The following is a 26722-nucleotide window of genomic DNA, read 5'->3' on the forward strand; positions in this document are numbered from 1 at the left end:
CAGCCTACGTCCGACCACCGACACCGGCTCGGCCTGACGGGTGTCGGAGGCGCCCGATAGACTCGGGCATCGCCCTCTGCGGCATCCCTCCCCCGGGTTTTTCTCTCGACGTCGGAATATCTCGACGTTCCGCTCCGTTTTCGCTCATCGCAGTCACCCCCGTGGCGCCACGAAGCCCCCCGTACGAAAAGGACCTCGTCATGGCCGCCACCGGCACCGTCTCCTCCGCTCCGCCCCAGACGTCCTCGGGCGTCACCGCCGAGCAGAGCCGCGTCATCTGGCTGCTGCTCACCGCTGCCTTCGTCGCGATCTTGAACGAGACGACGATGAACGTCGCGATCCCGTTCCTCATCCGCGACCTCGGCATCACCGCCGTCGCTGCCCAGTGGCTGACCACCGCGTTCATGCTGACGATGGCGGTCGTCATCCCGATCACCGGATTCCTTCTCCAGCGCTTCACCACGCGCCAGGTGTTCGTCACCGCGATGTCGCTGTTCTCCGCGGGCACCCTGGTCGCCTTCCTCGCCCCCGGGTTCGAAGTGCTCGTCGTGGCCCGCGTCATCCAGGCGTCCGGTACGGCGATCATGATGCCGCTGCTCATGACGACGATCATGACGATCGTGCCGCCCGCATAGCGCGGACGCATGATGGGGCGCGTCAGCATCGTCATGGCGCTCGCGCCCGCCATCGGCCCCACCATGTCGGGACTCGTCCTGCAGTCGCTGGGGTGGCACTGGATCTTCGGCATCGTTCTGCCCATCGCGCTGGTGGCGCTGTTCGTCGGCGCCCGGTGGATCCACAACCTCGGTGAGACCCGCAACGCCCCCATCGACGTGACCAGCGTCATCCTCTCGGCATTCGGTTTCGGTGGCCTCGTGTTCGGTCTCAGCCAGATCGGCGGTGGACACGGCGGTGACGCCGAAGCCGCCGGAGCATCGGTGGTCACCCTGGTCGTGTCGCTGGCCATCGGCGTATTCGGCCTCGCCGCGTTCGTCTGGCGACAGGTGCGCCTGCAGCGCACAGACTCCGCGCTGCTCGATCTGCGTGTCTTCCGCTCCCGCAACTTCACCCTGTCGGTTGCCCAGCTGGGTGTGATGTCACTGGCCTTCTTCGGCGCGATCACCCTGCTGCCGCTGTACCTGCAGACCGTGCTCGAGAAGACGCCGCTCGAGACCGGACTCGCCGTGCTGCCCGGTTCGCTCGCCATGGGTCTCGCCGGCCCCGTCATCGGCCGCATCTACGACCGGTTCGGCACGCAGATCCTGCTGGTCCCCGGCGCGATCATCGTCAGCGCGACCCTGTGGTTCTACACGACCCTCGGCACCGATACGTCGTTCCCCCTGCTCATCGTCGTGCAGACGATCATGATGCTCGGTCTCGCCCTGTCGTTCACGCCGCTGTTCACGGCATCCCTCGGCTCGCTCGAACCGCGGTTCTACTCGTACGGTTCGGCCGTCGTCGGAACCGTGCAGCAGGTCGCGGGAGCGGCGGGCATCGCATTGCTCGTCACCATCATGGCGTCGGTGTCGGCCTCGACGGGCACGGGCCTCGAGGCGGATGCCGCCGGCACGCGCATGGCGTTCCTGATCGCGGCGATCATCTCGCTGCCGCTCATCGTCGGCGCGTTCCTCGTCCGCAAGCCCGCCGACCAGCTCGAGGGAGCCGCGCCGCTCGCGCACTGATCAGAGCGAGCAGGAACCGCCGCCGCAGCACTGCGAGGCGGGCCGCGCAGCGTCATCCGCCTCGTCGGCAGGAGCGTTCAGCAGCGTGATCAGCGGCTTCTCAGCGGGCTTCGCGTCAGACATCGTGTCACCGGACATGCGCCCCATGCTACGCCCGTGGGTGCGCACCAGGGCCGCGGGCGCCGTCGCCGCATCCGGGGTCGCCGGCGATCCGAACGAAACGGCGCCGCGTCGGCCGTGCCGCGTCCCGGCGCCGCCGGGCCACAGGGCGGGGCCGTGTCGGCGGTCTTACGTCGCGGACGCCGCCGGAGCGAGAGGAATACCCTCCTCCCCCGGCATCCGCAACCCCCGCCTCGGGTGCGCCGCCGATTCCTACCGTGGCAACGACCCCCGATCGAGAAAGAGAGTCGAACCATGACTAATCTCAGCGGTAAGCGCATCGCCTTCCTGGCCACCGACGGATTCGAAGACAGCGAGCTCACCAGCCCGTGGGAGGCCGTGACCTCCGCCGGCGCCGAAGCCGTACTGGTCTCGCCCAACGAGGGCAGCATCAGCGGCGAGAAGGGCCATGAGCAGAAGGTCGATCTCGCAGTGTCGGGTGCGTCGGCCGGCGACTTCGACGCCTTGGTCCTGCCCGGAGGCGTGCAGAACGCCGACGACATCCGTATCGTCAAGGATGCCGTGTCGTTCACCCGCGACTTCTTCGATCAGCACAAGCCGGTCGCGGTCATCTGCCACGGAGGGTGGATCCTGACCGAGGCCGATGTACTCGAGGGCCGCACACTCACGAGCTACCCGACGCTGCAGACAGACCTGCGTAACGCCGGTGCGACGTGGGTCGACGAGGAGGTCCACGTCGACCAGGGGCTCGTGTCGAGCCGCAACCCCGACGACCTGCCGGCGTTCAACGCCAAGCTCGTCGAAGAGGTCGCCGAGGGCAAGCACTCCGGCCAGACGGCCTGACACCGCGACACCCGAGGGGCTCCGGACTGCGGTCCGGGGCCCCTTTCGTGCGACGGGGTCACCCGGCGCTCTGACACGACGGACACCACTGCCCGCCGCCCTTGGTTCCGGGGATGTCCTCGATGACGCCCTCGCAGTCCGGGCACGGCTCACCGGTACGACCGTGCACCCGCATCGCCGCGACCTTCGCTGACTTCTGTTCGGGGATCGGCACCCCGCGACGGGCGATCACCGCGGCGGTCATCGTGTCGTGCAACGCGCTCCACAGCCGCGTGATCTCGTCGTCCGTCAGGGCCGCCGCGTGCGCCACCGGCGACAGTCGTGCGGCGAAGAGGATCTCGTCGGAGTAGGCGTTGCCGATCCCGGCGAGCGTTTCCTGTTCCTGCAGCAGCGCCTTCAGCTGCTTGCGCCGATGCCCGAGCGCCTCGGCCAGCATCGCTCGCGAATACGCGGGATCCGCGGCATCCGGACCGAGCTTCGCCACCGAAGGGACCTCGTCCGCGGCATCCACGACGTGGAGCTGCACCGACAGCCAATCTCCTGCGTCGGTGACGCCCAGGACGGCGTCATCGAATATGAGTCGGACGATGATCGCGGCGACCGGCGCGTCGTCCGGACCTTCAGCGGCCGCCCCCTCGTGCCACGTCGCCCACCCCGCCCGCCCGAAGCCGAGGCCCAGGTGCGTGCCGTCGAGATCGACGTCGATGTGCTTGCCGAGGCGGGTCACGCCGGTGACCTCGCGTCCGATCAGCTCTTCGAGTGGACGACCACGTGTCTTCAACGCCCGGCCCTCGATCAGTTCGACACCCGTCACGGTGCGTCGAAGGAGGCGCTCGCGCAGGAACGACGCGAGCGCCTCGACCTCCGGGGCCTCGGGCACGGCGCGCGGCCCTCAGGCCCCCGACTGAGGTGCGGCGGGCTCTGCCGGCGGCACGGTGGGTGCGGGGTACGTCGAGTCCTCCGTGGATGCAGAGGGGCGGCGCGTCGATTCTGCGAAGGCGTCCGCCACCACGCGGCCCTGAATGATCTGGGTCAAATCGATGCCGGTCGCCGCACGCACGGCCTCGAACGAGGAGCGCAGGCCCGTGGCCGACTCTGCCGCCAGGTGTCCGCTGGCTCCCTCGCCGCCGAGGACGGTGATGTTGCCGACCCGGTCGTAGCCCTTCGCGAATTCGGCCATCATCGGTACCAGTGCTTCGAGCGCGCGCTGCGCCAGCAGCGCCTCCTGGTTGTGCGACAGCGCCTCCGCCTCCGCGCGGATGGCTTCCGCGCGAGCCTCGCCGGCCAGGCGCACGGCCTGCGCATCAGCCTCGGCGCGCACGCGCACGGCGGCCGCTTCCTGTTCGGCGATCGCGGCGCGCGCCTGGGCCGCCTTGATCTGCGAGTACGACTCGGCGTCAGCGTCTTTCTGACGCTGGTACAGGTCGGCGTCTGCGACGCGGGAGACCTCGGACTCCAGGCGGGCCTGCGTGTTCTGCGCCTCCTGCTGGAGGACGGCCTGCCGGCGTTCGGCTCGTGTCAACGCCTCGGCCTGCTCGGCCTCGGCGTTGGCGCGACCGACCTCCGCCTTGGCCGCGGCACTGTTCTTGTCGAGCGCCGTCTGCTCGATGAGGTTGGCCTCGTCGGTGGCGATCTGGCGGGCGCGGATCTCGCGCACGGCGTTGATGCGGGCGACCTCGGCCTCGCGCTTGACGCGCTCGACCTCGGTCGCGCCGAGCGCGGAGATGTAGCCGTTCAGGTCGGTGATGCCCTGGATCTGGAACGAGTCGAGGATCAGGCCCTGCGAGGAGAGGTCTTGCTTGATGCCCTCGGCGATCTGATCGGACAGGCGCTGGCGGTCGCGCATGAGTTCTTCGACGGTCAGGGTCGCGACCACGCCGCGCAGCGCACCCTCGAGCTGTTCGGTGGTGAACTGCTCGATCGCTTTGTCCTGCGAGGCGAAACGCTCGGCCGCGCGACGCACCGACTCGGGGTCGGAGCCGATCTTGACGAGTGCGACACCGCTGACGTTCACGGTGACGCCCGTGGATGACTGCGCGGTCGGCTCCATCTTGATCTGGCGAGCCCGCAGCGAGATCATCTCGCCGCGCTGCGTCAGCGGGTTGACGATCGCTCCGCCGCCCGTGATGACCGTGATGCGCGAGGAGTTCCCGTCAGAGCTCTTCTGCCGCTTACCGACGATGACCAGGGCTTCGTCGGCCTTCGCGACGCGGTACCAGCCGCGCACGACCAGGGCGAGCACGGCGATGACGACGACCGCGATCACCACGACGATGGCGACGACGATTCCGACGGCTCCCAATGCGGCGAGTTCCATGCTTCTCCTTCGACGGGCACCGCCGAAGGCGGCGCGGGGAATTCCTTCCAACCTAACGGGGGCCCGTGCGGCCGTGTCCACCCTTTACACGCACGATCGCGTCGCGCCGGGGTGGGGAGGAGCGTACCTTTGAGTAAGGCGGCCCGAACCGCCGAAGAAGGGTCCCCCACATGAAGATCGTCTCGTCACAGGACTGGCGCGATGCCATCCGCTTCGACGCCCCCGTCCTGGTCGCCGATGTCGTGCCGGGCGAAGCCACTCGCTGCGTCGCCTGCGGCACCGATGGTCCGCTCTACGAGCGCACCGAGCTGTGGGCGGTCAAGCACCGCCACCCCAAGCATCACGACGGGTTCGTCCGCTTCTACTGCGATGCGCACAAGCCCGCCGCCGCTCCCCCGCCGCCGGTCGCCCCCGTGGCCACCGCCCGCGCGCGGGCAGCCGCAGCCCCGCGCGCCGAGCGTCGCAGCACGAGCCCGAAGCCGACCCTGATCACCGATCGTCCGACGCGCACCATGTGCCCCGACTGCTTCGTCGAGGTCTCCGTCGGAGGCGACTGCGGCATGTGCGGTGCACAGGTCGTCTGACACACTCGCACAACACGAGAGAACCGCCCCGGTGATGCACCGGGGCGGTTCTTTCGTCGTCTGAGCGTCAGCGGGCCGAGATGGTCCACCCCGCCTCGTGCGACTCGCCCGGGTCGAGCGAGACGACGCCGGTGTCGAAGTCGTAGGCGTCGTCGTTGAACGCGTCGGGCGCGCAGGTCATCGGCTCCACCGCGAGCCCGGCCCGGTGTCCGGGCGTCTCAGGACCGGTGGGAAGGTCGGCCGTGTGGATCTGCACCCAGGGGCACTCACCGGCCCAGCTCATCGCCACGCCGGTGCCCGACGGATCGGTGACGACCACCTGAGCCCGGCCGTCGGCATCCCGGATCAGACCCGTGTAGGCATGGTCGATCTCGACCGCCCCGAGGACGCGATGATCGCGGAAGTCGAACCGGTCGGCGTCGACGGTGACGGATGCCAGGGCCACGGGCGACAGGCGGTCCGGCGTCACCTCGAGCACGGTGTCGGCCGGGAGGGTGAGGCTCCATTCGTCCAGGGTCGCGGGGCCGGCGACGAGGTACGGGTGGGGTCCGGTTCCCCACGGCGCGGGCGTGTCCGACAGGTTCGTCGCACGGACCGTCTGCGTGAGGCCGTCGACATCCAGTCGGTACGTCGTGGACACCACCAGCCACCACGGGTACCCCGCCTGGGCGGCGATCGTCGCGCTCAGCGTGACGGAGCTGTCGGAGGCGTCGGCGACGTTCCAGTCCGCCCACGACAGCAACCCGTGCAGAGCGTGACCGCGGTTGGGCTCGGTGAGGGGAAGCTGGTGCTCGACGCCGTCGAAGTGGTGGATGCCGTCGACCACGCGGTTGGGCCACGGCGCCAGCGTGGTTCCACGGTAGGCGGGACGCAGTTCGTCTGCGTCGAACGGTACGACGAGGTCACGACCCTCGTGGGTCAAGGAGCGGAGCGAGGCGCCGACACTCGCGACGGCGGCTTCATAGCCGTGAGCGCGGAGGACGACGGGGGTGCCCGAGACGAGCGTAGGGGTCTCGGTGGGAACGGCAGTGGTCATGTCGCCATTATCGCGGTCGCACCGTGGGAGCCACGGCATCCCCGCGGTCGCGTCGGAGAGCCCCGGGAACGACGAATGCCCCGACCGAAACGGTCGGGGCATTCGGGGAGGGCGCTTATTTGAAGGCGTCCTTGACGTTCTCGCCGGCCTTCTTGACGTGAGCCGAGCTCTGGTCGGCCTGGCCCTCAGCCTCGAGGCGCTCGTTGTCGGTGCCCTTGCCGAAGGCTTCCTTCGCCTTGCCGGCGATGTCTTCAGCGGCGTTCTTGATCTTGTCGTCGAGTCCCATGGCGGATCCTCCCGTGTGGTCCTCGGGTATTTCCCGATGGCATTCACGGTAGATCGCTTCCCCCGGAGCGCCGGGGGGCTTGATATTCGCCTCGGCGTGAGGCAACGCGTCGGGTTAGGTTCGAGAGGTGCGAGCCTGTCCTTCCCGCTTCCTGCTCACCTCCGAGGCCGCGACGTGAGCACCCTGGCCGATTTCCACAGCCTTCTCGACGAGGCGCCGCGCGAGCCACAGGGCAACGGGCGTGCCGGCCGCATCGCCCTCATCGTCTTCCTCGTCTTCACCTTCCTGGTGCTCGGCGGCGCGGGCGGATACGTCTGGTGGGCGTCTGCGGCCGCTCTTCCCGCACCGACCGTCACGTCGCAGACACCGATCGCGTCCGCGGGGCCGGCGGCATCCCTCGCCCTGCCCGCCGACGGCGAGATGCTGATGAGCGTCGAGGGCGGCGAGGACTACCTGGGACCGGATGCCGCGGGAGCGTTCGCCTCATCGGGCGGCGACGACGCACGACCCATCGCGAGCATCGCGAAGCTCGTCACGGCCCTCGTCGTGCTCGACGCCCACCCGCTCGACGGGCCGGGCGATCCCGGTCCGACGATCGCGTTCACCGAAGCCGACACCGACCTCTACGACCAGTTCTACGTGCAGGATGCGGTCATCGCCTCGATGCCCGACGGGCTCACGATGTCGCTGCACGACTCGCTCGCCACCATGTTGGTTCCGTCGGCCGCGAACTACGCCGTCGCCAATGCCCGCTGGGCTTTCGGCTCCGAAGGGGCGTACGTGCAGGCGGCACGGTCGTGGCTGAGCGCGAACGGCTTGAACGACACGCGGATCGTGGATGCCACCGGCATCGACGAGCGCAACACGAGCACGCCCAGCGACCTCGTGGCCCTCGGGCGCATCGCCGCGGCGAACCCCGTCGTCGCCGCGATCGTCCAAACACCCTGGATCACCGTCCGGGGTCCCGGGACCGTCACCAACACCAACGACCTGCTCGGAACCCTCGGGATCACGGGGATGAAGACCGGCAATCTGGGCGACGGCACCTTCAACCTGCTCTTCACCTCCACCCTCGACGTCGGCATCGGCGCCCCCCTCGACATCACGGGTGTGCGCCTGAGCGGTGCGACCCACGACAGCACCGACGAGGACGTGGCGCGCCTGCTGCAGAGCCTGCGGGACGGGTTCCACGACATCACCCTGGGTGCCGCCGGTGACGACATCGGCACGATCTCCACGCCCTGGGGCTCGGGCGCCTCGCTCGTGCTGGCGAAGAACGCGGCGCTGCGCACCTGGTCGGACACACCCATCGCGGTGAACCTCGACACCTCCACGCCGCAGGAGTACGCCGACGGCGAGGTCGTGGGCACGGTGACCTGGACGGCCGGTCCGCAGACGACGGCATCCGAGGTCAAGATCAAAGGCGCGATCGAAGAACCGACACTGTGGTGGCGTCTCACCCACCCGAACGAGCTCGGCTGACGGGCCTCGCGACCCGCGGGTCACACCGCCGGCAACTCCGCGTGAGCCACGACCGCGTCGCCCGTGTCGCGCAGTTCCATTCGTGCGGCGTCGCCGCGCAGGACCGCCGCGTTCATCCGGCAGACGATGGGGACGGCTGAACCGAGCACCTCCCCGGCGGGGAACTCGGTGCCGTCCTCGCCGACGAAGACGAGCTCGTACGTCGCACCCACGTCGAGTCCCGATGCCTCCAGGTACGCTTCCGTGCCCCACGTGTGGGCGACGACCTCCGCCGAGACATCGATGCCGCCGACGTCGTCGCGCACCTCGATCTGCTCGACGGCACCCAGGGTCCCCGGGGGACCCGACGGCACGGGTGCACGGAACGCGCCGGCACCGTTCGCACCGATCACCAGCCCCGCGGCGAGGCATGCCGCGCCCACGAGCGGCGCGACCCACCGGCGGCGACGCCGCTCGAGGGCGACCACCGGCGCTGCTCCGACCGCCGTCGGATCGCCGGGGTCGACCGAGGCCTCGATCCGCGCGAACAGGTCCCCCGCGTCGCGCGCGGTGGTCCATCCGAGATCGCCCTGGCGGAGGCGCCCGGCGACCTCTTCGAGCGCCTCGAATTCCTCGGCGCGCGCACGGTCGGAACGACGGAGCCCCTCGAATTCCGCCGACTCGGCGGGGGTCAATTCGCCCGCCAGCGCGGCGGCGACCAGTTCGGCCCAGCGGTCATCGGGAGTGCGCATCGGGCTCCTCCATCTCTTCGAGGTGCGCCCGGAGGGCGCGGAGTGCGTGAAAGGTTCGGGTGCGCCAGGTCGCAACGGGGACGCCCGTGGCATCCGACAGTTCCTGGTAGGTGCGACCGTGGAGGTGGATCGCGACGACGGCCGTGCGGTGCGCCTCGGTGAGCACCGACAGCGCCTCCAGCATCCGCAGACGTTCGAGAGGATCGATGGCCTCCGCCGCGCGACTCTCGAGCTCCGCGTGGTCGCCGATCAGAGGCAGCCGGGCGCGGGCGCGAAGGGCATCCACGATCACGTTCCGGGCGATCGAGAACAGCCAGGTGCGCTCGGAGGCCTCCCGGGGATCGAATCGCTCTCGCGCTCGCCAGGCCCGCAAGAACGTCTCCTGCACGCAGTCTTCGGCGAGCGGCCGGTCGCGGAGCGCGTTCACGGCATACCCCAGCAGCGCGCTTCCGTTGTCGTCGAAGGCGCGGCGGAGGTCGAATCCCACCCCCGTGATGCGTCGTCGAGACGCGTCCATGCGTCTCTCCCTGCTCTGTTCGGCGGACTCCGTCATGCGCGCCGTCCTCCCCCGAGGCTAACGGTCGCCCCGACGGCGGCCATGCGAGGTATACGTCGCCGACCGGCTCGGCGTTCATCGCGGAGCAATTCGCCGCCGCGATGAACGCTCCGTCGCTTCCTGTCGTATACGCCCGCAACCGGACGCTCCGCGTCCCGATCGAAAGGCACGACGATGACGAAGAAGACGTACGCCCGCCCGCTGACGATCGGCGCCCTGGCCGGTGTCGCTCTGCTGGCCGTGGGATCGCCCGCGTTCGCCGACACCGAGGTCGACGAACCGTCGCAGTTCACGAGCGCATTCACCGTGATGGCGACGCCCGACCAGGTGATCAACAACGACGGGGTCGCGACACCGGGCCAGAGCGGCGCGACCGGCACGTTCACGTTCCGCATCAACTCCGACCAGGAGATCATCTGCTACGACATCCGTCTCGAGGGGGTCAGCGGCGACTACCAGAGCCCGGCGAAGACGGCGACGCACATCCACGAGGCGGCCGTCGGCAAGCCCGGCCCGCCGCGCATCGCCTTCCCCAACCCCGCGCCGGTCGGCGACGGGCCGCGCACCTCGTCGGGGTGCCTGCAGGGACCCTTCACCACCGGCGTCGTCGCGAACGGCGCCGACACCGGGACGAACTTCTCGCTCAAGCAGATCGAAGCGAACCCCGCCGGCTTCACCGGCGACTCCCACACCGTCGACTTCGCCGCCGGAGTGGTCCGCGGCCAGCTGACGTCCATCCCCGTCGGCGGGGTCGACACCGGCGCCGGTGGAACCGCTACGGGTGAGCTCTCCGGCTGGGGACTCGCCGCCACGGCCGGCGGGCTCGGCCTCGTCGCCGCCACCGCCCTCGTCGTCCAGCGCCGACGCGCGGCCGCGGCCAAGTGATCGACGCGCGGCGCGGTGCGCACCGGCAGACCCCGCTGGGGTGGCCGGCGCGCACCGCGTGCGCGCTCGCGCTCGTCGCCGTGCTGAGTTGCGCGGGGTGCAGCGCGGTGCCGCAGGCGGCCTCCCCCGCGCCCGTCCCCTCGGCCCCGACGTCGGTCCCGACCCCGTCCGCGACGGTCGCCCCGCCCGTCGTCGTCGCGCCGTCCTCGCCCGCACCTGTCGCCCCCGCACGCGTCGTCATCCCGACCCTCGCGCTCGACGAACCCCTGATCGAACTGGGGATCGCCGACGACGGGGGCATGGAGGTCCCGGTCGACTACGACGAGGTCGGATGGTTCTCCGGCGGCGGGCGCCCCGGCGGAAACGGACCCACCGTCATCGCCGCCCACGTCGACTCGCCCACCGGCCCGGCAGTATTCCAGGCTCTCAAGAACCTCGCTGTGGGAGATGTCGTCGAGGTGTACGGGGAGGACGGCGTCGCGCACCTCTATCGCGTCACCGAGACCGCCGACTATCCCAAGTCAGCCTTCCCCACGGCCCGCGTCTTCGGAGCCACCGCGCGTGACGAGCTGCGGCTGATCACGTGCGGCGGCGTCTTCGATCGGGATGCCGGTTCGTACGTCGACAACCGGGTGGTCTACGCCGAGCCGGCCTGATCCGGGACCGTCACGACGGCAGGTTGTCCCGCGCCCACAACGCCGCGCTCGTGCGGTCGGCCACACCGATCTGTCGATAGCCTTGCCGCTGTGGCACAGAACGAACGCGGTCGAACCTCCGCCAGTCACCTGACGTTCCTCATCATCTTCACCGCGCTGTTCGCCGGTGGGATCGTCGTGACGTTCTTCGCCGCGCCGCTCTTCGCCCTGACGCCGTTGCAGGGGGCTGTCGCGCTCATCCTGACACTGCTGACGGGTTTGGCGGCCGCGTGGGAAGTGCGGTGTCTGGTGGTCGAGCGGAGGCGTCGCCGGTCTTCTGAGCGCACGCGGTCGATCTGACTGAGCCTCGACGGCAGGCTCACCTCCATCCGGATCCAGGGGCGGATTTACGCGAGAGCCCGCGATCAACCGCAGCTGATCGGTTCGTCGTACGTACTCACGGCCCTTCGCGGAATATCACCCGGCGATCCCTGGTCACGAAGGCGAAGAACCAGGTTCGATGCTCCTGATTACCGCGCTCGAATTTGCGACGTTTGGCCCGCGTCGGGACGCCCTCCAGCACACCGTCGGGCAGCGATACTCCGCGTCCTTCGGTTGGGGGTGTGCTCGAACCCGAACACCACTCAACCTTCCACGGAACGGTATCGTCGAGCAGTTCTGCGACTTCTTCGCGCGTCAGCGCGCCCTCCGGCCAGTTGTTCATCGCGTGGCGTCTCCTCGGGGTAGGGCGGAGTGGCGGCACTCGGCAATGATCCGCGCCGACCACATCACTCTGACGCTGCTCGGAAAGCTAACTGTGACGGAACTCCACCGCCATTCTGGCCAACGTCACCAATCCGTTGGGGTACTCGCGGGCATTTTCGGGCAGAGCCATAATCGTGCCCGCTAGACGGTTGCCTAGGGAGCGGAGTTCCTCACGTTCCATTTCGGTCAGTTTTCCTCGCAGCGAGGCCACGGCCCATCCATAGATGTCTGCGTCAGCCGTGACGAGATCGAGTCCGTTCACTTCGACGCCACGTCCAACGCTTACCGGTCACGCGGTGCTGAGGTGCACCTGCCGCGCTCTGCGGGGATCGCGTGAACGGCGAAACCTCGGCGACCCGTTATGCCTCACAACGAGGGAACTCCAACACATCGCCGTCCTGCGTCGATGTCACGCGCCCGGACCCGTGCCCGCTATCGCAGCCAGACCGGTCAAATATTTCGTGCCGGTCTCGACTGTCGTGATCGCCTTCAACGTGTATCCGAGCGCCGCGGAATCCCAGGACGCATCCGGGTTGACCTCGAGGAGGTAGACCTTCCGCTTCCGTAGTTGATCCAGCTGACCGATCCAGATAGCACTTCGTTCGTGGTCCTTCTGGATTCCCACGAGGGCACCGTCTCGGCCCATGCCACGGAGGACGCCACTGGTCGAACCCAAGTCGACCTCGAAAGGGACGACGGGAGGCCACTCGGGTTGCGTCCTCGCAAAAGCAGTCTCGAACGACTCGTCGAAGCTGATCCGCTTCACATCGCTGAGACGGAACGCAACATACCCGTTGAAAAACCCGCCATCAGAGGTCTGTGCCATGAGTGCCCACTCATCGCCGACAGCAATCACGAATCCATCGAGGCGGTCCGCGAACGTGGGCCGACGCTCGACCCGGACGATGTGCTGTTCTCCGACGCCGCGGATGAGTCTCGCGCGCACTTTGCTCTGCGATGGCATTCAGCCGACCTTTCCCAACTATCTCCAGCTACGACGGACCTCCACCGCGTCGCCGTCCATCGTCAGCTCAGATGGGTCGGGGTGAGGCGGCTTGACGAACCTCAAGACAATCGGGCCCCTCGACTCCGAACGATCGATAGCGCGGTCGGCCTCACTTCGCCTCGAGATCAGTTGTTGAAGCGGAACTCCACCACGTCGCCGTCCTGCATGACGTAGTCCTTGCCCTCGAGGCGCGCCTTGCCCTTCGAGCGGGCCTCGGCGACCGAGCCGAGCTCGACGAGGTCGGCGAACGAGATGACTTCGGCCTTGATGAAGCCCTTCTCGAAGTCGGTGTGGATGACCCCGGCCGCCTGGGGAGCCTTCGCGCCCTGCGGGATGGTCCACGCGCGCGCTTCCTTCGGCCCCGCGGTGAGGTAGGTCTGCAGCCCGAGCGTGTCGAAGCCGATGCGGGCGAGCTGGTCGAGACCGGACTCGTCCTGACCCGTGGATGCCAACAGCTCGGCGGCATCCTCGGGGTCGAGGTCGATCAGCTCGGACTCGATCTTGGCATCCAGGAAGACGGCCTTCGAGGGCGCGACGAGCGCCGACAGTTCGTCTTTACGGGCGGGGTCGGTGAGCACGGCCTCGTCGACGTTGAAGACGAAGATGAAGGGTTTCGCGGTCAGCAGACCCAACTCGCGGATCGGCGTCAGGTCGAGACCGGATGCCGAGAGCAGCACGCCCCGCTGCAGGGCGTCCTGCGCAGCCTTCGCTGCGTCGAGCACGGAGGGGTCGAGCTTTTTGCCCTTGACCTCTTTCTCGTACCGGGTGATCGCCTTCTCGAGCGTCTGGAGGTCGGCGAGCTGGAGCTCGGCGTTGATCGTCTCCATGTCGCTGGCGGGGTTCACCTGACCATCGACGTGGACCACGTCGTCGTCGGCGAATCCGCGGACGACCTGGGCGATGGCATCCGCCTCACGGATGTTCGCGAGGAACTGATTGCCGAGGCCTTCCCCCTCGCTGGCTCCGCGCACGATGCCGGCGATGTCGACGAACGACACCGCGGCGGGCACGAGACGCTCGCTGCCGAAGACATCGGCGAGCTTCTGCAGCCGCGCATCGGGAAGGTTCACGACCCCGACGTTGGGCTCGATGGTGGCGAACGGGTAGTTCGCGGCGAGCACCGAGTTCTTGGTCAGGGCGTTGAAGAGGGTCGACTTGCCGACGTTGGGAAGGCCGACGATTCCGATGGTAAGAGCCACGGGAGTCCAGGTTACCCGGCTGCTGCCCGCTCAACGTCCCCGGTTCCCCTCGCTGACGCGTCGAGCACCGGCACGTCACGTCGCCGACGCGATCAGGGTCGTCGCGCGCGGAACGCGTGCGTGACGTACGGCAACGCGACCGCCCCTCCGTCGGCGAGGTCGGGAAGGGATGCCACAACCACCTCGACCGCCGCGTCGACGCGTGCGCGCGTCTCGGGGTCGGCGGTGATGACGTCGCTGCGCGAGCCGACGAGGTCGCGCAGCTGAGCGAGCGTGATGCTGCGCTCCCACCGCCACTCGCGGTGCTCCAGCTCACCGAACGGCTCCGCGACGCGGGGTCCCGTCGTGGCGAGGAGGACCTCGGCGTTGGAGCCGCCCATCGCGTCCGTGAGACGCCGCACCCAGTCCACGGTGTCGTCGCGGACGTTCCAGATCAGGCCGAGCGCTCCCCCACTGCGCACCACCCGTCCGATCTCACGCGACCCCCGTTCGACATCGACCCAGTGCCACGCCTGCCCCATCACGACGGCGTCGAGACCGGCCTCGGGCAGCGGCAGTCGCTCGGCCGTCCCCGCGAAGGTCGGCACCCCGCGGAGGTTCTCCCGCAGGGTCGCGAGCATGTCGACATCCGGATCGATCGCCACCACGTCCGCACCCAGCTCGACGAGGGTGCGGGTGAGTTTGCCCGTGCCGGCACCCACGTCGGCGACCCGCGCCGCGCGTCCTCGCTCGAGCACAGGCCCGAGCAGCCACGCGACCGCCTCGGCGGGATAGCCCGGCCGTCCGGACTCGTAAGCGGACGCGGCCCGTCCGAACGACGTCGACTTCTCGCGGTCGGTCATGCCCCGACCCTACGCCGCCCCTCCGACACCGCTGTCCGGCCCGCATCGTCTCGCGGTCCGCGGCGTCAGGGCGGACACGACGCAGGACATCGGGCGCCACTCGCCACCGGCGCAGCAGTGTGTCCCGGCCCCGCACGCAAGTCTCCTGCGTTGTGGCTCGCTCGCTCCCCCTGAGGCGGCATCGGAACCGGATGCCGCCGACCCCGGCGCGCCTCACCCCCACGACGCGGCGGCGAGTGAGGGTGGATGCGTGGCCTTGGACTTCACCGCGATCGACTTCGAAACGGCGAACTCCAGCGGGGCATCCGCGTGTGCGGTCGGCCTCGCCCGAGTGCGCGGCGGCCGGGTGGTCGCGACCGCTGCCTGGTTGATCAAGCCCCCGGCCGGACACGACCACTTCGCGCCCATCAACGTCGGGATCCACGGCATCCAGCCCGCCCACGTGATCGACGCACCGTCGTGGAGCGATCAGCTTGCACGTCTCACGGCCTTCGCCGGAGCCGACGTGCTGGTCGCGCACAACGCCGGTTTCGACATGTCGGTGCTTCGTCGGGCCTGCGCTGCGACGGGCGACGAGTGCCCGCCCTACCGCTACCTCTGCAGCGTGCAGATGTCGCGCAAGACGTACGCCCTCGCGTCGTACCGTCTGCCGCTCGTCGCCGCCGAGGCCGGGTGCTCCCCCTTCGCGCACCATGACGCGCTCGCCGACGCCGTCGCCTGCGCGGAGATCACCATCGACTGCGCGCGCCGCGCGGGCGTCGACGACGTGCACGCCCTGGCTGCGCACCTCGGGGTGCGGGTCTCGCAGATCGCGGTGGAAACGGTCGAACGCGCGGTTGCCTGAGCGCCACGGGCGGCGTCCTTCCGGCGATGTCGGAGGTGTGGTGCATGCTCAGAACATGGATGCCAGCGCTCTCCTCTTCGTGATCCTCGCCCTCGCCCTCGGCGTCGCCGCGGGGTGGTTCGTGGGGTCGTCGCGGGCGTCCACGCGCGCAGCGGAAGAGCGACAGGCGCTGGCCACGCGTGCCGCCGCCGCCGAGACGGCGCGGGCGGGCGTAGAGGCCCAGCTCGAGCATCAGGTCGCGTTGTACCGAGAACTGGTCGGCCAGTCCCGCGCCGACCAAGCCGCTCGAGAAGAACGTGAGCGTCGCGAGCAGACGGTCCTGCGCGCGCTCGACCCCGTGCGCGACACGCTGGATGCGATGCAGCGCAAGGTCGACGGCCTCGAGCGCGACCGCGTCGAGCAATACTCCGCGCTCGGTGAGCAACTGCGACTCTCGCGCGAGGCCGACGAGGCTCTCCGCGCCACCACCGAATCACTCGCCTCCGCGATGCGCTCCGGCACCACGCGCGGCGTCTGGGGCGAGACGCAGTTGCGGCGGGTCGTCGAGGCGGCCGGCCTCACCCGTTACGTCGACTTCGACCTGCAGACGACGATCTCCAGCGACGCCGGCGCAGGTCGCCCCGACATGGTGGTGCGTCTCCCGGGCGGCAAGGCCCTCGCGGTGGATGCCAAGGTCCCCCTCGACGCCTACCTGCAGGCGAGCGCCATCGCCGTCACCGCCTCGGGCGACGAAGGAGCACGGCGCGCGGCCCTCCTGACGAAGCACGCGCGCGCGGTGCGCGCCCACGTCGACGCGCTCGCCAAGAAGGCCTACTGGGCGGGCCTGACCACGAGCCCCGAATTCGTCGTCTGCTTCCTGCCCAGTGAGTCGCTGCTGGCGTCCGCGCTCGACGAAGATCCCACCCTGCTCGACTACGCCTTCACGCGTCGAGTTGCCCTCGCCTCTCCCGTCAACCTCTGGGCGGTGCTCAAGACCGTCGCCTTCACCTGGACGCAGCAAGACGTCTCAGACGAGGCTCGCACCCTTTTCGCCCTCGGCACCGAGCTCTACGACCGGGTGGGCGTCCTCGCGAGCCACGCGGGCGACCTGCGCCGCGCCATCGAGCGCACCGTCGACAGCTACAACAAGTTCGCGGGATCGCTCGAGACGCGAGTACTCGTCACCGCACGCAAGTTCCCCGGGATCGACGAGACGAAGCTCGACGTGGTCGCGGCTCCCGACGCCCTCGATGCGGTACCCCGACGGTGGACGGCACCCGAGATGCTCGACCTGGATTCCGACCAGCCGCAGTCGTCGCTGACGCCGACGGATCGGGATATTTCGCCCCCGCGGTTGCCGGGAGCCGATCTCGGCCACGTGCGCGAGAGGGCCGGACTGGCGGATGACGCCTGACCGGTGTGACGGCGAACCCGCGGCTCAGGCGCCGCCGGGCACCCAACTCAGCAGGCTGATGACGGCGGCGGAGACGCCGACGAAGGCGCCGACCATCCACCACGCGCTGACTTCGTGGCCTTCGGCGCGGCGCACGCGCAGCAGCACGTCGGGGCGGCGGGCCGGGTCGACGGCGCTGGCGATGACCGCCTGGGCACCTGTCTGAGGTGCGGTCTGGTTCGTCGGAGCTGTAGTCACGGACGATCCCCCTTCGGGTCTCGGAAGAACACAGAGTCGCCGTTGACACTGCTGACGATTCTGCCAGAGTCCTCGCGACGGACCGGTCACACTTGCGTCACGACACGCCCGGCTGTACCTGCGCACGGCACCCGCCCGCCGCGCGGCCGCCCCGGAACGTCGAAACGGCACCCCACCGACGAGACGGTTGCACGAGGCAACCGGCCAGGTCAGCGAGATGCCGTCTCGCGAGATCCGTCGCTCAGGCCCTATGGGCGAGCGTCACAACCACTTCGACGTCAGGTGCTCCGACGTGATGCGGCGCAAGGTCCCCGATGCCCCGCGCAGAACAACGCTCTCGGTGTAGAGGAAGTCGCCCTCGCGACGCACGCCCTGCACGAGCTGGCCGTCGGTCACACCCGTGGCGACGAAGATCGTGTTCTTACCCTTCACCAGACCGTCGGCCTCGTACACCTCGCCGTCGATCAGGAGTCCGGCATCCCTGCCCTTCTCCTTCTCGTCGTCGGTGCGAGGCGCGAGCACGCCCTGGATGTGCCCGCCGAGCGCCTTGATCGCGCAGGCGGTGACGATCCCCTCGGGGCTGCCCCCGATACCGACGCACATGTCGGTGCGGGCGTTGTGACGGGCGGCGTTGATGCCGCCGGCCACGTCGCCGTCGCTCATCAGGCGGGTGCCGGCGCCGGCCTCGCGGATGTCGGCGATGAGCTGCTCGTGCCGCGGGCGGTTCAGCACCGAGACGACGATCTCGTCGACGGGCTTGCCGAGGGCCTTCGCCAGAAGGCGGATGTTCTCACCGATCGGGAGGCGGATGTCGACGACGCCCACGCCTGCGGGACCGGTCACGAGCTTGTCCATGTAGAAGACGCTCGACGCCTCGAGCATGGTGCCCTGGTCGGACACCGCGATGACCGACAGGGCGTTCTGGCGACCGGCTGCGGTCAGCGAGGTGCCGTCGATCGGATCCACGGCCACGTCGCACTGGGGGCCGCGGCCGCTGCCGACGCGCTCCCCGTTGTAGAGCATGGGCGCGTTGTCCTTCTCGCCCTCGCCGATGACGATCGTGCCGTCGAAGTTGACGGTGCTGAAGAAGGCGCGCATCGCGTCGACGGCGGCGCCGTCGGCGGCTTCTTTATCGCCTCGCCCGATGAAGGGGACGGCGCGAATGGATGCCGCTTCCGTCGCCCTCACCAACTCCAGAGCCAGGTTGCGGTCGGGGTGCAAAGGGCTCATGTCGGCAGTCAGGCTCACCATGGGGCCACTGTATCCAGCAGAGCGGCGACAATCGCGGGATTTCACTGCTTCCGAGGCGAAGGAATCGCGCTTCTTAACGATTCCGCAGAAGTGACCGGTTCCTGTCGCGCGCGCCGTGTCACGATCCGACGCCTTCGCTAGGCTGACGGTGTCCCGACAACACCAAGGAGCACCTCCATGCCCGTCGCTACCCCTGAGCAGTACGCCGACATGCTCGACCGCGCCAAGGCCGGCAGCTTCGCGTACCCCGCGATCAACGTCTCGAGCTCGCAGACCATCAACTCGGTGCTCCAGGGCCTGACCGAGGCCGGCTCCGACGGCATCCTCCAGGTCACCACCGGTGGCGCCGACTACTTCGCCGGCCACACCGTCAAGGCCCGTGCCACCGGCGCCCTCGCATTCGCCCGGTACGTGACCGAGGTCGCCAAGAACTACCCGATCACCGTCGCCCTGCACACCGATCACTGCCCGAAGGACGCCCTGCCCGGCTTCGTCCTCCCCCTTCTCGAGGCCTCCGAAGAAGAGGTGAAGGCGGGCCGCAACCCCATCTTCCAGTCGCACATGTGGGACGGCTCGGCCGTTCCCCTCGACGAGAACATCGACATCGCCGCCGATCTCCTCCCCCGCATGAAGAACATCAACGCCATCCTCGAGATCGAGGTCGGCGTCGTCGGCGGCGAAGAAGACGGCGTTCAGCACGAGGGCTCGAACGACGCCCTGTACACCACGGTCGCCGACGTCACCAAGGCCGTCGAGCGCCTCGGTCTCGGCGAGAACGGCCGCTACATCTCGGCCCTCACCTTCGGCAACGTGCACGGCGTGTACAAGCCCGGTGGCGTGAAGCTCCGCCCCGAGCTGCTCGGCGAGATCCAGGAAGGCATCGCCGCGCACTTCGGCACCGGGCCCAAGCCCCTCGACCTCGTCTTCCACGGCGGCAGCGGCTCGACCGACGACGAGATCGCCCTCGCCGTCGCCAACGGTGTCGTCAAGATGAACATCGACACCGACACCCAGTACGCCTTCACGCGCTCGATCGCGGGCTACATGTTCTCGAACTACGAGGGCGTGCTCAAGCTCGACGGCGAGGTCGGCAACAAGAAGCAGTACGACCCCCGCGCCTGGGGCAAGGTCGCCGAGTCGGCAATGGCCGTGCGCGTGGTCGAGGCCACCAAGCAGCTCGGCTCGTACGGCCAGTCCAAGAGCTGACACACCCTCTCGAGCGAACGCCCCGGTCTCCGTGCCGGGGCGTTCGTCGTTTCCGGATGCCCTGGCCCGAGCCCGAGGTGAAAAGACGCGCCCGCCGCGCACAACGGCCGCTCGGCTCCGCGACACGCCGATCTCACGCGCCCGGCAGCGGCTCGTCGCCGAAACGCCCCGCCGTTGTGCGCGCACCCCGCCTCGGGCGGCCGGATGCCGAGAGGCCGCGTCTCAGCTCCGGTACACCTCGATCACCGTCGGCGCGCCCTCGGGTACCGACAACACCTCGATGGCATCCCCCGCCCGTACGTCGCCGGCCCGGCGCACGCGCAGGTACGCGCCGAGGCGACCCTCGTCGGAGAAGCGCTTCACCCACCCGCGCGCAACGGAGCCGCCGACCCACCGCGCGAACGTCGCGCACGGGGTGCGGGGCATCGTCACCTCCACCTCGACGGTGTCGCCGATGCGCCAGACCTCCCCGATGCGGGCGCCGTTGACGTCGAGCCCCTCGACGCGGAGGTTCTCCCCGAACCATCCCGCGTCGAGATCTCGGCCGAGCTCGCCCTCCCAGAACGCGGCGTCCTCCTGGGCGTAGGCGTACACCGCCTTGTCGGGACCGCCGTGGTGCTTCCGGCTCGCCTGCACATCGGCGCGAACGCCCAGCTTCCCGACGCGCACAGCGCCCTCGATCGGGCGCTTGTCGATGGCGGTGACGCCGACGGATCCGGCATCCGGATGCAGGGTGTGGACGGCGCAGACGGCGACGAGACGAGGCATGCGTCGATGCTAAACGTCCACGCGGCAGTCGTTTCCCGCCCCGCACCGCCGGCTCACGGCGTGTCGAACGTCCGCCGCATCACGACCCGGTCGCCGTCGACCGTGCGGATCTCGACCGCGTCGATGTCCGCGGCGGCGAGGTCGGTTCCGGCGCTCAGCTCGGTCGTCGATCCCGGACCGGCGCGCCACGTCGACAGCACGCTCGTCGAGCCCGCGTCGTCGGTGACGGCGAGGGCGTACGGCCAGCCGCCGGGCGGCGCATCGAGCACTTGACCGGTGTACTGGCACACGAGGTCGATGCGCGTTCCCCAGGGCACGGAGGTGAGCTTGACCGACGCCTCGAGGGGCGCGCCCCCGATGTCGTCGAGCGCATAGACGGTCCCCGACGGCTGCACCGCACCGGCCACCGCGATGACGCTCGGCACGGCGATCGCGACCAGCGCGACGGATGCCGCCAGCGTCCACGCGGTGATGCGGCGCGCGCGCCGTCGACGCGCGGTTCGCACGAAGCGACCCCGCAACGACGGGTGGGGCACCGTGATCGGCACCGGGCCGGTCGACTCCCCCACCCCACGCGCCCGCTCGACGGACAGCCGCGACAGCAAGCCGGCGGTCGGCGCGAGTTCGGTGACGGCCGCGCGGCATTCGGCGCAGACGGCGAGATGCGCCTCGAACTCCGCTCGATCGGAGGCGTTCAGCGCTCCGAGGACGTAGGCGCCGTCCGAGGCGGACAGGCGCTTATGATCGGAGGTCATCGGGTCACCCCTCTCTCCTGCAGCGCGAGCCGCAGCGCCCGCACCGCGTAGTGCAGACGCGACTTCACGGTTCCGGCGGGGATGCCGAGCTCCTCGGCCGCCTGGGCGACGCTGCGCCCGCCGTAGTACGCACTGACGATGACGGCGCGGTGGTCGGGAGTGAGGGTGGCGAGCGCTTCCTCGACGAGCAGCGCGTCGAACATGGCATCCGTATCGTCGTCACGCACGCGTTCGGGCAGTTCGTCGACGGGCAGTTCGTGACGGCGCCGGGCGCTGCGCGCCTCGTCGATGACGATGTTGCGGGCGACGGTGTACATCCATGACCGCAACGACGACGGGTCGTCGCTCATCACCCGCGGCGTGCGCCATGCGCGCAGGAGCGTCTCCTGCACCACGTCGTCGGCGCCGGAGTGATCGCCCGTCAGGCTGACGACGTAGCGCCACACGGGGACGGCATGCGCGTCGTACAACGCCGTCAGCTGCGCGTGCTCGTTACGCACCACGCCCATCCCCTCTCCCGGTCTCGAGGAACCCTCTCAGGAGAACACGGGATGCCGGGCCCCGCGGTTCAGTTCGGGACGCTGCCGATGATGGCCGTCATGAACTGCTGGTCGCCGACCAGGGCGAGGGTGACGCACACACCGGCGATCAGTGCGGTGGCGACGAAGCCCGCGATGGGGATCCAGAACGCGATGCGGCCGCGCCTCAACCGACGCCAGGTGAGGAGGGCGGTGAGCAGCCATCCGACGCCGTAGACGAGTGCGGCGGCGGCGCCCCAGACGTAGCCGGCCTGCAGGTTCGTGTAGGTGGCGTCGACGCCCAGCACGCCGGCGGCCGACTCGGCGTAGCGCGGGAAATCGAGCAGCTGCACGATGGTCGACACCGTGGAGACGAGCCCGTAGGCCAGCAGACCACCCGTGACGATGCGGTCCCAGAGCGGCCCGCGCAGTGGCCCCGGTGGGGGGCCGGCTGCTGCGGGTGCGGGCGTCGGCGCGGGCTGCTCGGGCTGCGGGGCGACACCGGCGTCGAGCGCCTCGGTCACCTCGGGTCGCTGGATGCGTGCGCGCTGCTCCTCGGGGGTGGCGTACTCGCCGTACTGCGGGCGCGGCCGGGCCTCGGGGTTCTCGGACGATGCGCCGCTCACGCGCTGCTCCGCCCGCCGAGCGCGCGGCTGTCGCGCTGGCCGTTGGCATCCTGACGCAGCTCTTTGGGGAGCGAGAAGATGAGGTCTTCCTCGGCGGTGCGCACCTCTTCGACGTCGCGGTAGCCCGCGCCGGCGAGTTCTTCGAGCACCTCGGTGACGAGCACCTCGGGAACCGAGGCGCCACTGGTCACGCCGACGGTCTGAACACCCTCGAGCCACTCCTGCTTGACCTCGTCGACGTAGTCGACCCGGTAGGCCGCCTTCGCGCCGTACTCGAGCGCGACCTCGACGAGGCGAACGCTGTTGGAGGAGTTGGCAGAGCCCACGACGATCACGAGATCAGCGCCGACGGCGACCTTCTTGATCGCTACCTGGCGGTTCTGCGTGGCGTAGCAGATGTCGTCGGAGGGCGGATCCTGCAGCTGGGGGAAGCGCTCGCGCAGGCGGCGCACGGTCTCCATCGTCTCGTCGACCGAGAGGGTGGTCTGCGACAGCCACACGACCTTCGACGGATCGCGCACCTCGATCTCGTCGGCGTGCTCCGGGGAGTTCACGACGGTGACGTGCTCGGGGGCCTCGCCGGCCGTCCCCTCGACCTCTTCGTGGCCCTCGTGGCCGATCAGCAGGATCTCGAAGTCGTCGCGCGCGAAGCGCACGGCCTCGCGGTGCACCTTCGTCACGAGCGGGCAGGTGGCGTCGATCGCCTGGAGTCCGCGATCGGATGCCGCGGAGACCACAGCAGGCGACACACCGTGGGCGCTGAAGACGACGTGCGACCCGGTGGGCACCTCGTCGACCTCTTCGACGAAGATCGCGCCCTTCTTCTCGAGCTCGGTGACGACGTGGATGTTGTGCACGATCTGCTTGCGCACGTACACCGGGGCGCCGTAGCGCTCGAGTGCCTTCTCGACGGCGATGACCGCGCGATCGACACCCGCGCAGTATCCACGGGGTGCGGCCAGCAGCACCTTCTTCTGTCCGACGACGGGGATATCCTGGAGCCGCCCGCGTCGACCCGGGATGCGGGGAACGGGCAGGTGCACGGCAGGTGAGCTCACCCCGCGATTCTACCGGGGTGCCCCTGGACGCCGGCCGAACCTCCCCCACCGAGACCCGCATGGATACGATGAGCCTCTTCCCGTCCGAGAACCTCCCGGATCACGCATCCCCCGCCGCCGACGCGCATCCGAGCGAGTGACATGACCTCCTTCCAGCCCGAGACCGTCGCCGGGCAGGCGCCGCCCGCCGACAGCGTGCACCCGCGCGACTCCCGCACCGACGCCCCCACCTCGGTCTCCCGCCTCAACGACACGATCCGCGGCTTCATCGAGCGCTGGGGGTCGGTGTGGGTCGAGGGCGAGATCACCTCCTTCAACCGCCGCGGCGGCAACGTGTTCGGGCGCCTGAAAGACCTGGGAACCGAGTCGACCGTCGCGTTCCGCATCTGGTCGAGCACGCTGAACCGTCTGCCGAAAGACCTCAAGGTGGGCGACCATGTCGTCGCCTGCGTCAAGGCCGACTACTTCCCCCGCACCGGCGACTTCTCGTTCTCCATCTCGGCGATGCGCCACGTCGGCCTCGGTGAGCAGCTCGAGCGCCTCGAGGCCCTGCGCGTGCAGTTGCGAACGGAGGGGCTCTTCGACCCCGTCCGCAAGAAGAAGCTGCCCTTCCTCCCCCACTGCATCGGCCTCATCACGGGCGAGAACTCGGATGCCGAGAAAGACGTTCACCGCAACGCCGAGCTGCGCTGGCCGCGGGTGCGATTCCGCACGAAGCATGCCGCCGTGCAGGGCGAGCGCTGCGTACCGGAGACGATCGCGGCGCTGAAGGCACTCGACGCCGACCCCGACGTCGACGTGATCGTGATCGCGCGCGGCGGCGGCGATCCGCAGACACTGCTCGGCTTCAGCGACGAGCGGCTGCTGCGCGCGGTGGCCACGGCATCCACTCCGATCGTCAGCGCCATCGGCCACGAGAACGACCGACCCCTGCTCGACGACGTCGCCGACGTCCGCGCCTCGACCCCCACCGACGCCGCCAAGCGCGTCGTTCCCGACGTCAGCGAGCAGCGGGCGCTGGTGGCGCAACTGCGCGCGCGGCTGACGGGCCGCCTGACCCAGCGGGTGCTGCACGACATCGCCCAGCTCGAGCAGGTGCGCTCGCGCCCGGCGCTGCGCACACCCCACTCGATGCTCACCGCACGGGCGCAGGAGCTGTGGATGCTCTCGAACCGCGGCCGCGACATCGTCGACCGCCGCATCGAGGGCGAACGGCGTCGCACGAGCGAGCTCGGAGCGGGGCTCCGCGCGCTCTCGCCGCTCGCGACGCTGGCCCGCGGGTACGCCATCGCGCAACTACCCGACGGTTCGGTACTGCGCGACGCGGCCGATGCGCCCGTGGGGACCGTGCTGCGCGTGACGGTCGAACAGGGCAGCGTGGCCGCCCGCTCGGAGGGGGTCGTCCCCGACGCCGTCGCGCACACCGCGTCGACCGCGGCGGGGGCCGGCGAGCGACAGCCGGTCGCCACGGAGCGCTCCGACGCCCCGGCACCCGCGGAACGACCGCTCGACGCCGAGGCAACCGGCGACGGGGTGTCGGTGGGTCCCGCCTAGAATGGATGCCATGACCGCGACGACCCCCGGCTCCGCCGCCGACGTCGCGTCCCTCTCGTTCGAGCAGGCTCGCGACGAGCTCGTGCGCGTCGTCGCCGAACTCGAGCAGGGCGCACCGACTCTCGAGGAATCCTTGGCCCTCTGGGAGCGCGGCGAGAAGCTGTACGCCCGCTGCGAAGAGTGGTTGCTCGGCGCGAAACGCCGGCTCGACGCGGCCCGTGGCGAAGGAGACGAGTGATGGCCCGCGTCGTCGCGCACCTCGGTCGCCCCGAGACCCCGCAAGAGACAGCCGACCGCAAGGCCGAGTTCTCGCGTCGCTACCGCTCGAGCAAGACGTTCCGCAATCTCATCGCGGCGCTGCTCGTGATCATCGCGGTCGTGGTCGTCGTCATCGCCGCGGTTCCGCGGGGCGAACCGGCCCCGCGTCCCGCGCCCGACGTCCCGGCATTGGCCGCAGAGCTCGAAGCCGAGCGCGGGCGCCCCGTGCTGTCGCCCTCGCTCGGCGAGGGGTGGCGTGTCAACCAGGCCACCGTCGAGGGCGTCGGAGGCACCGAGGCGTGGACCATGGTCTACGTCCGCTCCGGCGAGACGGGCTTCCTCCGCGTGGCACAGGGGTTCGACGCCGACGAGGCGTGGGTCGGTCAGGTGCTCGACGGCACTCGCAGCACCGAGACCACCGAGATCGACGGCATCACCTGGAACATCTACCGGCCCGCCAACCCGTCGGGCACGGGGAACATCGATTACGCCCTGGCCACGCCGGCCGGCCCCGACTACGTGCTCGTCTACGGCGACGCAGCCCCCGAGACGGCGGCCCTGGCGGCCGCATCCGTCACCGACCAGGTCGAGCAGTTGAGAGAGGTCCCGTGAGCGAGCGCATGACCCCCCGTCAGGTGTGGCAGCAGATGGTGGAGGGAAACCAGCGATTCATCGCGGGGGCCCCCGCTCACCCCCGGCAAGACGTGGAGCGTCGCACCGAGCTCGCCAGCTCGCAGCACCCGACCGCGGCGCTGTTCGGCTGCTCCGACTCGCGCCTGGCCGCCGAGATCATCTTCGACGAGGGGCTCGGCGACCTGTTCGTCGTGCGCAATGCCGGCCAGGTCATCTCGGATTCGGTCATCGGCAGCCTCGAATACGCCGTCGGCGTGCTCGAAGTGCCGCTCATCGTGGTCCTCGCGCACGACGCCTGCGGCGCCGTGGGGGCCGCGATCGACAGCACCGGCCTCGACGCCCCGACCCTGCCGGCCTACATCTGGCGTCAGATCGCCCCCATCGTGCCGGCCGTGCGCCGCGTGCAGCGGGCGAGTGCGGTAGACGGGCGCCTGCCCGAGCACGTGGACCCCGAGCAGGTCGGCCGCGAGCATTTGCGCCACACCGTCGCCGAATTGCTGCGCGCCTCCGAACTCATCAGCGAGGCGGTGGCCGAGGGCCGCACCGCCGTCGTGGGCGCCAACTATCGACTCGACGAGGGAGAAGCGTTCCCCGTCGTCATCGTGGGCGACGTGGTAGACGATCGCGTCGAAACCGCCCGCCGCTGAGAACC

31 protein-coding genes and 1 pseudogene are annotated in these 26722 nt (G+C 69.8%); 14 read left to right on the forward strand and 18 right to left on the reverse strand.

Annotated elements, in window-relative coordinates:
• Nucleotides 1-200 precede the first annotated feature (200 nt).
• Nucleotides 201-1682, forward strand: a pseudogene (locus FHS07_RS11885) (MDR family MFS transporter).
• On the opposite strand, the gene FHS07_RS11890 reads toward FHS07_RS11885, so the two are convergent.
• Nucleotides 1683-1820: a hypothetical protein gene (locus FHS07_RS11890; protein WP_183420091.1), complete on the reverse strand. Its 138-nt coding sequence runs from the start codon at nucleotides 1818-1820 to the stop codon at nucleotides 1683-1685.
• A 276-nt stretch (nucleotides 1821-2096) separates the two neighbouring features.
• Here FHS07_RS11890 and FHS07_RS11895 point away from each other — a divergent pair, with 276 nt between their 5' ends.
• Nucleotides 2097-2645 carry a type 1 glutamine amidotransferase domain-containing protein gene (locus FHS07_RS11895; protein ID WP_183420092.1) on the forward strand — a complete coding sequence of 183 codons (549 nt, stop codon included), beginning with the start codon at nucleotides 2097-2099 and terminating at the stop codon, nucleotides 2643-2645.
• Nucleotides 2646-2703: 58 nt separating this feature from the next.
• Here FHS07_RS11895 and FHS07_RS16825 read toward each other — a convergent pair whose 3' ends face one another.
• Both FHS07_RS16825 and FHS07_RS11905 read right to left on the reverse strand, forming a co-directional pair.
• Nucleotides 2704-3525: a DNA-formamidopyrimidine glycosylase family protein gene (locus tag FHS07_RS16825; protein WP_183420093.1), complete on the reverse strand. Its 822-nt coding sequence runs from the start codon at nucleotides 3523-3525 to the stop codon at nucleotides 2704-2706.
• A gap of 12 nt (nucleotides 3526-3537) precedes the next feature.
• Complete coding sequence (locus FHS07_RS11905; RefSeq protein ID WP_183420094.1) at nucleotides 3538-4962, reverse strand: flotillin family protein; 1425 nt, start codon at nucleotides 4960-4962, stop codon at nucleotides 3538-3540.
• A 170-nt stretch (nucleotides 4963-5132) separates the two neighbouring features.
• On the opposite strand from FHS07_RS11905, the gene FHS07_RS11910 reads away from it, so the two are divergent.
• Nucleotides 5133-5546, forward strand: coding sequence for a glucose-6-phosphate dehydrogenase (locus FHS07_RS11910; protein ID WP_183420095.1), 414 nt, complete (start codon nucleotides 5133-5135; stop codon nucleotides 5544-5546).
• Between the two features lie 67 nt (nucleotides 5547-5613).
• On the opposite strand, the gene FHS07_RS11915 is transcribed toward FHS07_RS11910, so the two are convergent.
• Together FHS07_RS11915 and FHS07_RS11920 are read right to left on the reverse strand one after the other, a co-directional pair.
• On the reverse strand, nucleotides 5614-6582 hold the full coding sequence (locus tag FHS07_RS11915) for an aldose 1-epimerase family protein (RefSeq protein WP_183420096.1): 969 nt from the start codon (nucleotides 6580-6582) through the stop codon (nucleotides 5614-5616).
• Between the two features lie 115 nt (nucleotides 6583-6697).
• Complete coding sequence (locus FHS07_RS11920; protein ID WP_183420097.1) at nucleotides 6698-6868, reverse strand: CsbD family protein; 171 nt, start codon at nucleotides 6866-6868, stop codon at nucleotides 6698-6700.
• Nucleotides 6869-7042: 174 nt separating this feature from the next.
• On the opposite strand from FHS07_RS11920, the gene FHS07_RS11925 reads away from it, so the two are divergent.
• Entirely contained in the window at nucleotides 7043-8350 is a 1308-nt protein-coding gene (locus FHS07_RS11925) for a D-alanyl-D-alanine carboxypeptidase family protein (RefSeq protein WP_343054699.1), read from the forward strand.
• A 20-nt stretch (nucleotides 8351-8370) separates the two neighbouring features.
• Here FHS07_RS11925 and FHS07_RS11930 read toward each other — a convergent pair whose 3' ends face one another.
• Nucleotides 8371-9081, reverse strand: a complete 711-nt coding sequence (locus FHS07_RS11930; protein WP_183420099.1) for an anti-sigma factor — start codon at nucleotides 9079-9081, stop codon at nucleotides 8371-8373.
• Nucleotides 9065-9598 (reverse strand): sigma-70 family RNA polymerase sigma factor, encoded by a 534-nt coding sequence (locus FHS07_RS11935; protein WP_246383451.1) that lies wholly within the window; start codon nucleotides 9596-9598, stop codon nucleotides 9065-9067. The genes FHS07_RS11930 and FHS07_RS11935 overlap by 17 nt, the downstream gene beginning before the upstream one ends.
• Before the next feature lie 213 nt (nucleotides 9599-9811).
• Between FHS07_RS11935 and FHS07_RS11940 the strand changes: the two genes are divergently transcribed.
• From FHS07_RS11940 to FHS07_RS11950, 3 genes are all read left to right on the forward strand, one after another.
• Complete coding sequence (locus FHS07_RS11940) at nucleotides 9812-10522, forward strand: CHRD domain-containing protein (RefSeq protein WP_183420101.1); 711 nt, start codon at nucleotides 9812-9814, stop codon at nucleotides 10520-10522.
• Nucleotides 10519-11178: a class F sortase gene (locus FHS07_RS11945; protein WP_343054700.1), complete on the forward strand. Its 660-nt coding sequence runs from the start codon at nucleotides 10519-10521 to the stop codon at nucleotides 11176-11178. The genes FHS07_RS11940 and FHS07_RS11945 overlap by 4 nt, the downstream gene beginning before the upstream one ends.
• Nucleotides 11179-11268: 90 nt before the next feature.
• Complete coding sequence (locus tag FHS07_RS11950) at nucleotides 11269-11517, forward strand: hypothetical protein (RefSeq protein WP_183420102.1); 249 nt, start codon at nucleotides 11269-11271, stop codon at nucleotides 11515-11517.
• A 97-nt stretch (nucleotides 11518-11614) separates the two neighbouring features.
• Here the strand turns inward: FHS07_RS11950 and FHS07_RS11955 are convergent, their stop codons facing one another.
• The 4 genes from FHS07_RS11955 to FHS07_RS11970 all read right to left on the reverse strand — a co-directional run bounded on the left by FHS07_RS11955 (nucleotide 11615) and on the right by FHS07_RS11970 (nucleotide 14969).
• Nucleotides 11615-11881 carry a hypothetical protein gene (locus FHS07_RS11955; RefSeq protein ID WP_183420103.1) on the reverse strand — a complete coding sequence of 89 codons (267 nt, stop codon included), beginning with the start codon at nucleotides 11879-11881 and terminating at the stop codon, nucleotides 11615-11617.
• A 450-nt stretch (nucleotides 11882-12331) separates the two neighbouring features.
• The gene (locus FHS07_RS11960) at nucleotides 12332-12886 is read right to left on the reverse strand and encodes a hypothetical protein (RefSeq protein WP_183420104.1); all 555 of its coding nucleotides are present in this window, start codon (nucleotides 12884-12886) and stop codon (nucleotides 12332-12334) included.
• A gap of 167 nt (nucleotides 12887-13053) precedes the next feature.
• Entirely contained in the window at nucleotides 13054-14127 is a 1074-nt protein-coding gene (gene ychF / locus FHS07_RS11965; protein ID WP_183420105.1) for a redox-regulated ATPase YchF, read from the reverse strand.
• Between the two features lie 92 nt (nucleotides 14128-14219).
• Nucleotides 14220-14969: a class I SAM-dependent methyltransferase gene (locus FHS07_RS11970; protein WP_183420106.1), complete on the reverse strand. Its 750-nt coding sequence runs from the start codon at nucleotides 14967-14969 to the stop codon at nucleotides 14220-14222.
• A 250-nt stretch (nucleotides 14970-15219) separates the two neighbouring features.
• Here FHS07_RS11970 and FHS07_RS11975 point away from each other — a divergent pair, with 250 nt between their 5' ends.
• Both FHS07_RS11975 and FHS07_RS11980 read left to right on the forward strand, forming a co-directional pair.
• The gene (locus tag FHS07_RS11975) at nucleotides 15220-15813 is read left to right on the forward strand and encodes an exonuclease domain-containing protein (protein WP_183420107.1); all 594 of its coding nucleotides are present in this window, start codon (nucleotides 15220-15222) and stop codon (nucleotides 15811-15813) included.
• Nucleotides 15814-15868: 55 nt separating this feature from the next.
• Nucleotides 15869-17206: a DNA recombination protein RmuC gene (locus tag FHS07_RS11980; RefSeq protein ID WP_183420108.1), complete on the forward strand. Its 1338-nt coding sequence runs from the start codon at nucleotides 15869-15871 to the stop codon at nucleotides 17204-17206.
• A 24-nt stretch (nucleotides 17207-17230) separates the two neighbouring features.
• On the opposite strand, the gene FHS07_RS11985 is transcribed toward FHS07_RS11980, so the two are convergent.
• Together FHS07_RS11985 and glpX are read right to left on the reverse strand one after the other, a co-directional pair.
• Nucleotides 17231-17443, reverse strand: coding sequence for a hypothetical protein (locus FHS07_RS11985; RefSeq protein ID WP_055953550.1), 213 nt, complete (start codon nucleotides 17441-17443; stop codon nucleotides 17231-17233).
• A 261-nt stretch (nucleotides 17444-17704) separates the two neighbouring features.
• Nucleotides 17705-18694 (reverse strand): class II fructose-bisphosphatase, encoded by a 990-nt coding sequence (gene glpX, locus FHS07_RS11990; RefSeq protein ID WP_183420109.1) that lies wholly within the window; start codon nucleotides 18692-18694, stop codon nucleotides 17705-17707.
• Nucleotides 18695-18871: 177 nt separating this feature from the next.
• Between glpX and fbaA the strand changes: the two genes are divergently transcribed.
• A complete protein-coding gene (fbaA, locus tag FHS07_RS11995; protein WP_055953545.1) occupies nucleotides 18872-19900 on the forward strand; it encodes a class II fructose-bisphosphate aldolase in 1029 nt (342 codons plus the stop codon).
• Nucleotides 19901-20122: 222 nt separating this feature from the next.
• On the opposite strand, the gene FHS07_RS12000 is transcribed toward fbaA, so the two are convergent.
• The 5 genes from FHS07_RS12000 to FHS07_RS12020 all read right to left on the reverse strand — a co-directional run bounded on the left by FHS07_RS12000 (nucleotide 20123) and on the right by FHS07_RS12020 (nucleotide 23625).
• Entirely contained in the window at nucleotides 20123-20668 is a 546-nt protein-coding gene (locus tag FHS07_RS12000; RefSeq protein ID WP_183420110.1) for an MOSC domain-containing protein, read from the reverse strand.
• Between the two features lie 53 nt (nucleotides 20669-20721).
• Nucleotides 20722-21423 carry a zf-HC2 domain-containing protein gene (locus FHS07_RS12005; RefSeq protein WP_183420111.1) on the reverse strand — a complete coding sequence of 234 codons (702 nt, stop codon included), beginning with the start codon at nucleotides 21421-21423 and terminating at the stop codon, nucleotides 20722-20724.
• The gene (locus FHS07_RS12010; protein ID WP_343054702.1) at nucleotides 21420-21926 is read right to left on the reverse strand and encodes a sigma-70 family RNA polymerase sigma factor; all 507 of its coding nucleotides are present in this window, start codon (nucleotides 21924-21926) and stop codon (nucleotides 21420-21422) included. Before FHS07_RS12010 ends, FHS07_RS12005 begins: the two co-directional genes overlap by 4 nt.
• A 65-nt stretch (nucleotides 21927-21991) precedes the next feature.
• Nucleotides 21992-22567 (reverse strand): DUF6264 family protein, encoded by a 576-nt coding sequence (locus tag FHS07_RS12015; protein WP_183420113.1) that lies wholly within the window; start codon nucleotides 22565-22567, stop codon nucleotides 21992-21994.
• Entirely contained in the window at nucleotides 22564-23625 is a 1062-nt protein-coding gene (locus tag FHS07_RS12020; RefSeq protein WP_183420114.1) for a 4-hydroxy-3-methylbut-2-enyl diphosphate reductase, read from the reverse strand. The genes FHS07_RS12015 and FHS07_RS12020 overlap by 4 nt, the downstream gene beginning before the upstream one ends.
• A gap of 141 nt (nucleotides 23626-23766) precedes the next feature.
• Here FHS07_RS12020 and xseA point away from each other — a divergent pair, with 141 nt between their 5' ends.
• The 4 genes from xseA to FHS07_RS12040 are packed head-to-tail and all read left to right on the forward strand — an operon-like array spanning nucleotide 23767 to nucleotide 26717.
• Nucleotides 23767-25179, forward strand: coding sequence for an exodeoxyribonuclease VII large subunit (gene xseA / locus FHS07_RS12025; protein WP_183420115.1), 1413 nt, complete (start codon nucleotides 23767-23769; stop codon nucleotides 25177-25179).
• Nucleotides 25180-25189: 10 nt separating this feature from the next.
• Complete coding sequence (locus FHS07_RS12030; RefSeq protein WP_183420116.1) at nucleotides 25190-25417, forward strand: exodeoxyribonuclease VII small subunit; 228 nt, start codon at nucleotides 25190-25192, stop codon at nucleotides 25415-25417.
• On the forward strand, nucleotides 25417-26049 hold the full coding sequence (locus FHS07_RS12035) for a DUF4245 family protein (RefSeq protein WP_183420117.1): 633 nt from the start codon (nucleotides 25417-25419) through the stop codon (nucleotides 26047-26049). Before FHS07_RS12030 ends, FHS07_RS12035 begins: the two co-directional genes overlap by 1 nt.
• Nucleotides 26046-26717: a carbonic anhydrase gene (locus FHS07_RS12040; RefSeq protein WP_425488152.1), complete on the forward strand. Its 672-nt coding sequence runs from the start codon at nucleotides 26046-26048 to the stop codon at nucleotides 26715-26717. Before FHS07_RS12035 ends, FHS07_RS12040 begins: the two co-directional genes overlap by 4 nt.
• Nucleotides 26718-26722 lie beyond the last annotated feature (5 nt).

It is taken from the genome of Microbacterium proteolyticum (assembly GCF_014192415.1).
In the GTDB taxonomy this organism is placed as follows: domain Bacteria; phylum Actinomycetota; class Actinomycetes; order Actinomycetales; family Microbacteriaceae; genus Microbacterium; species Microbacterium proteolyticum.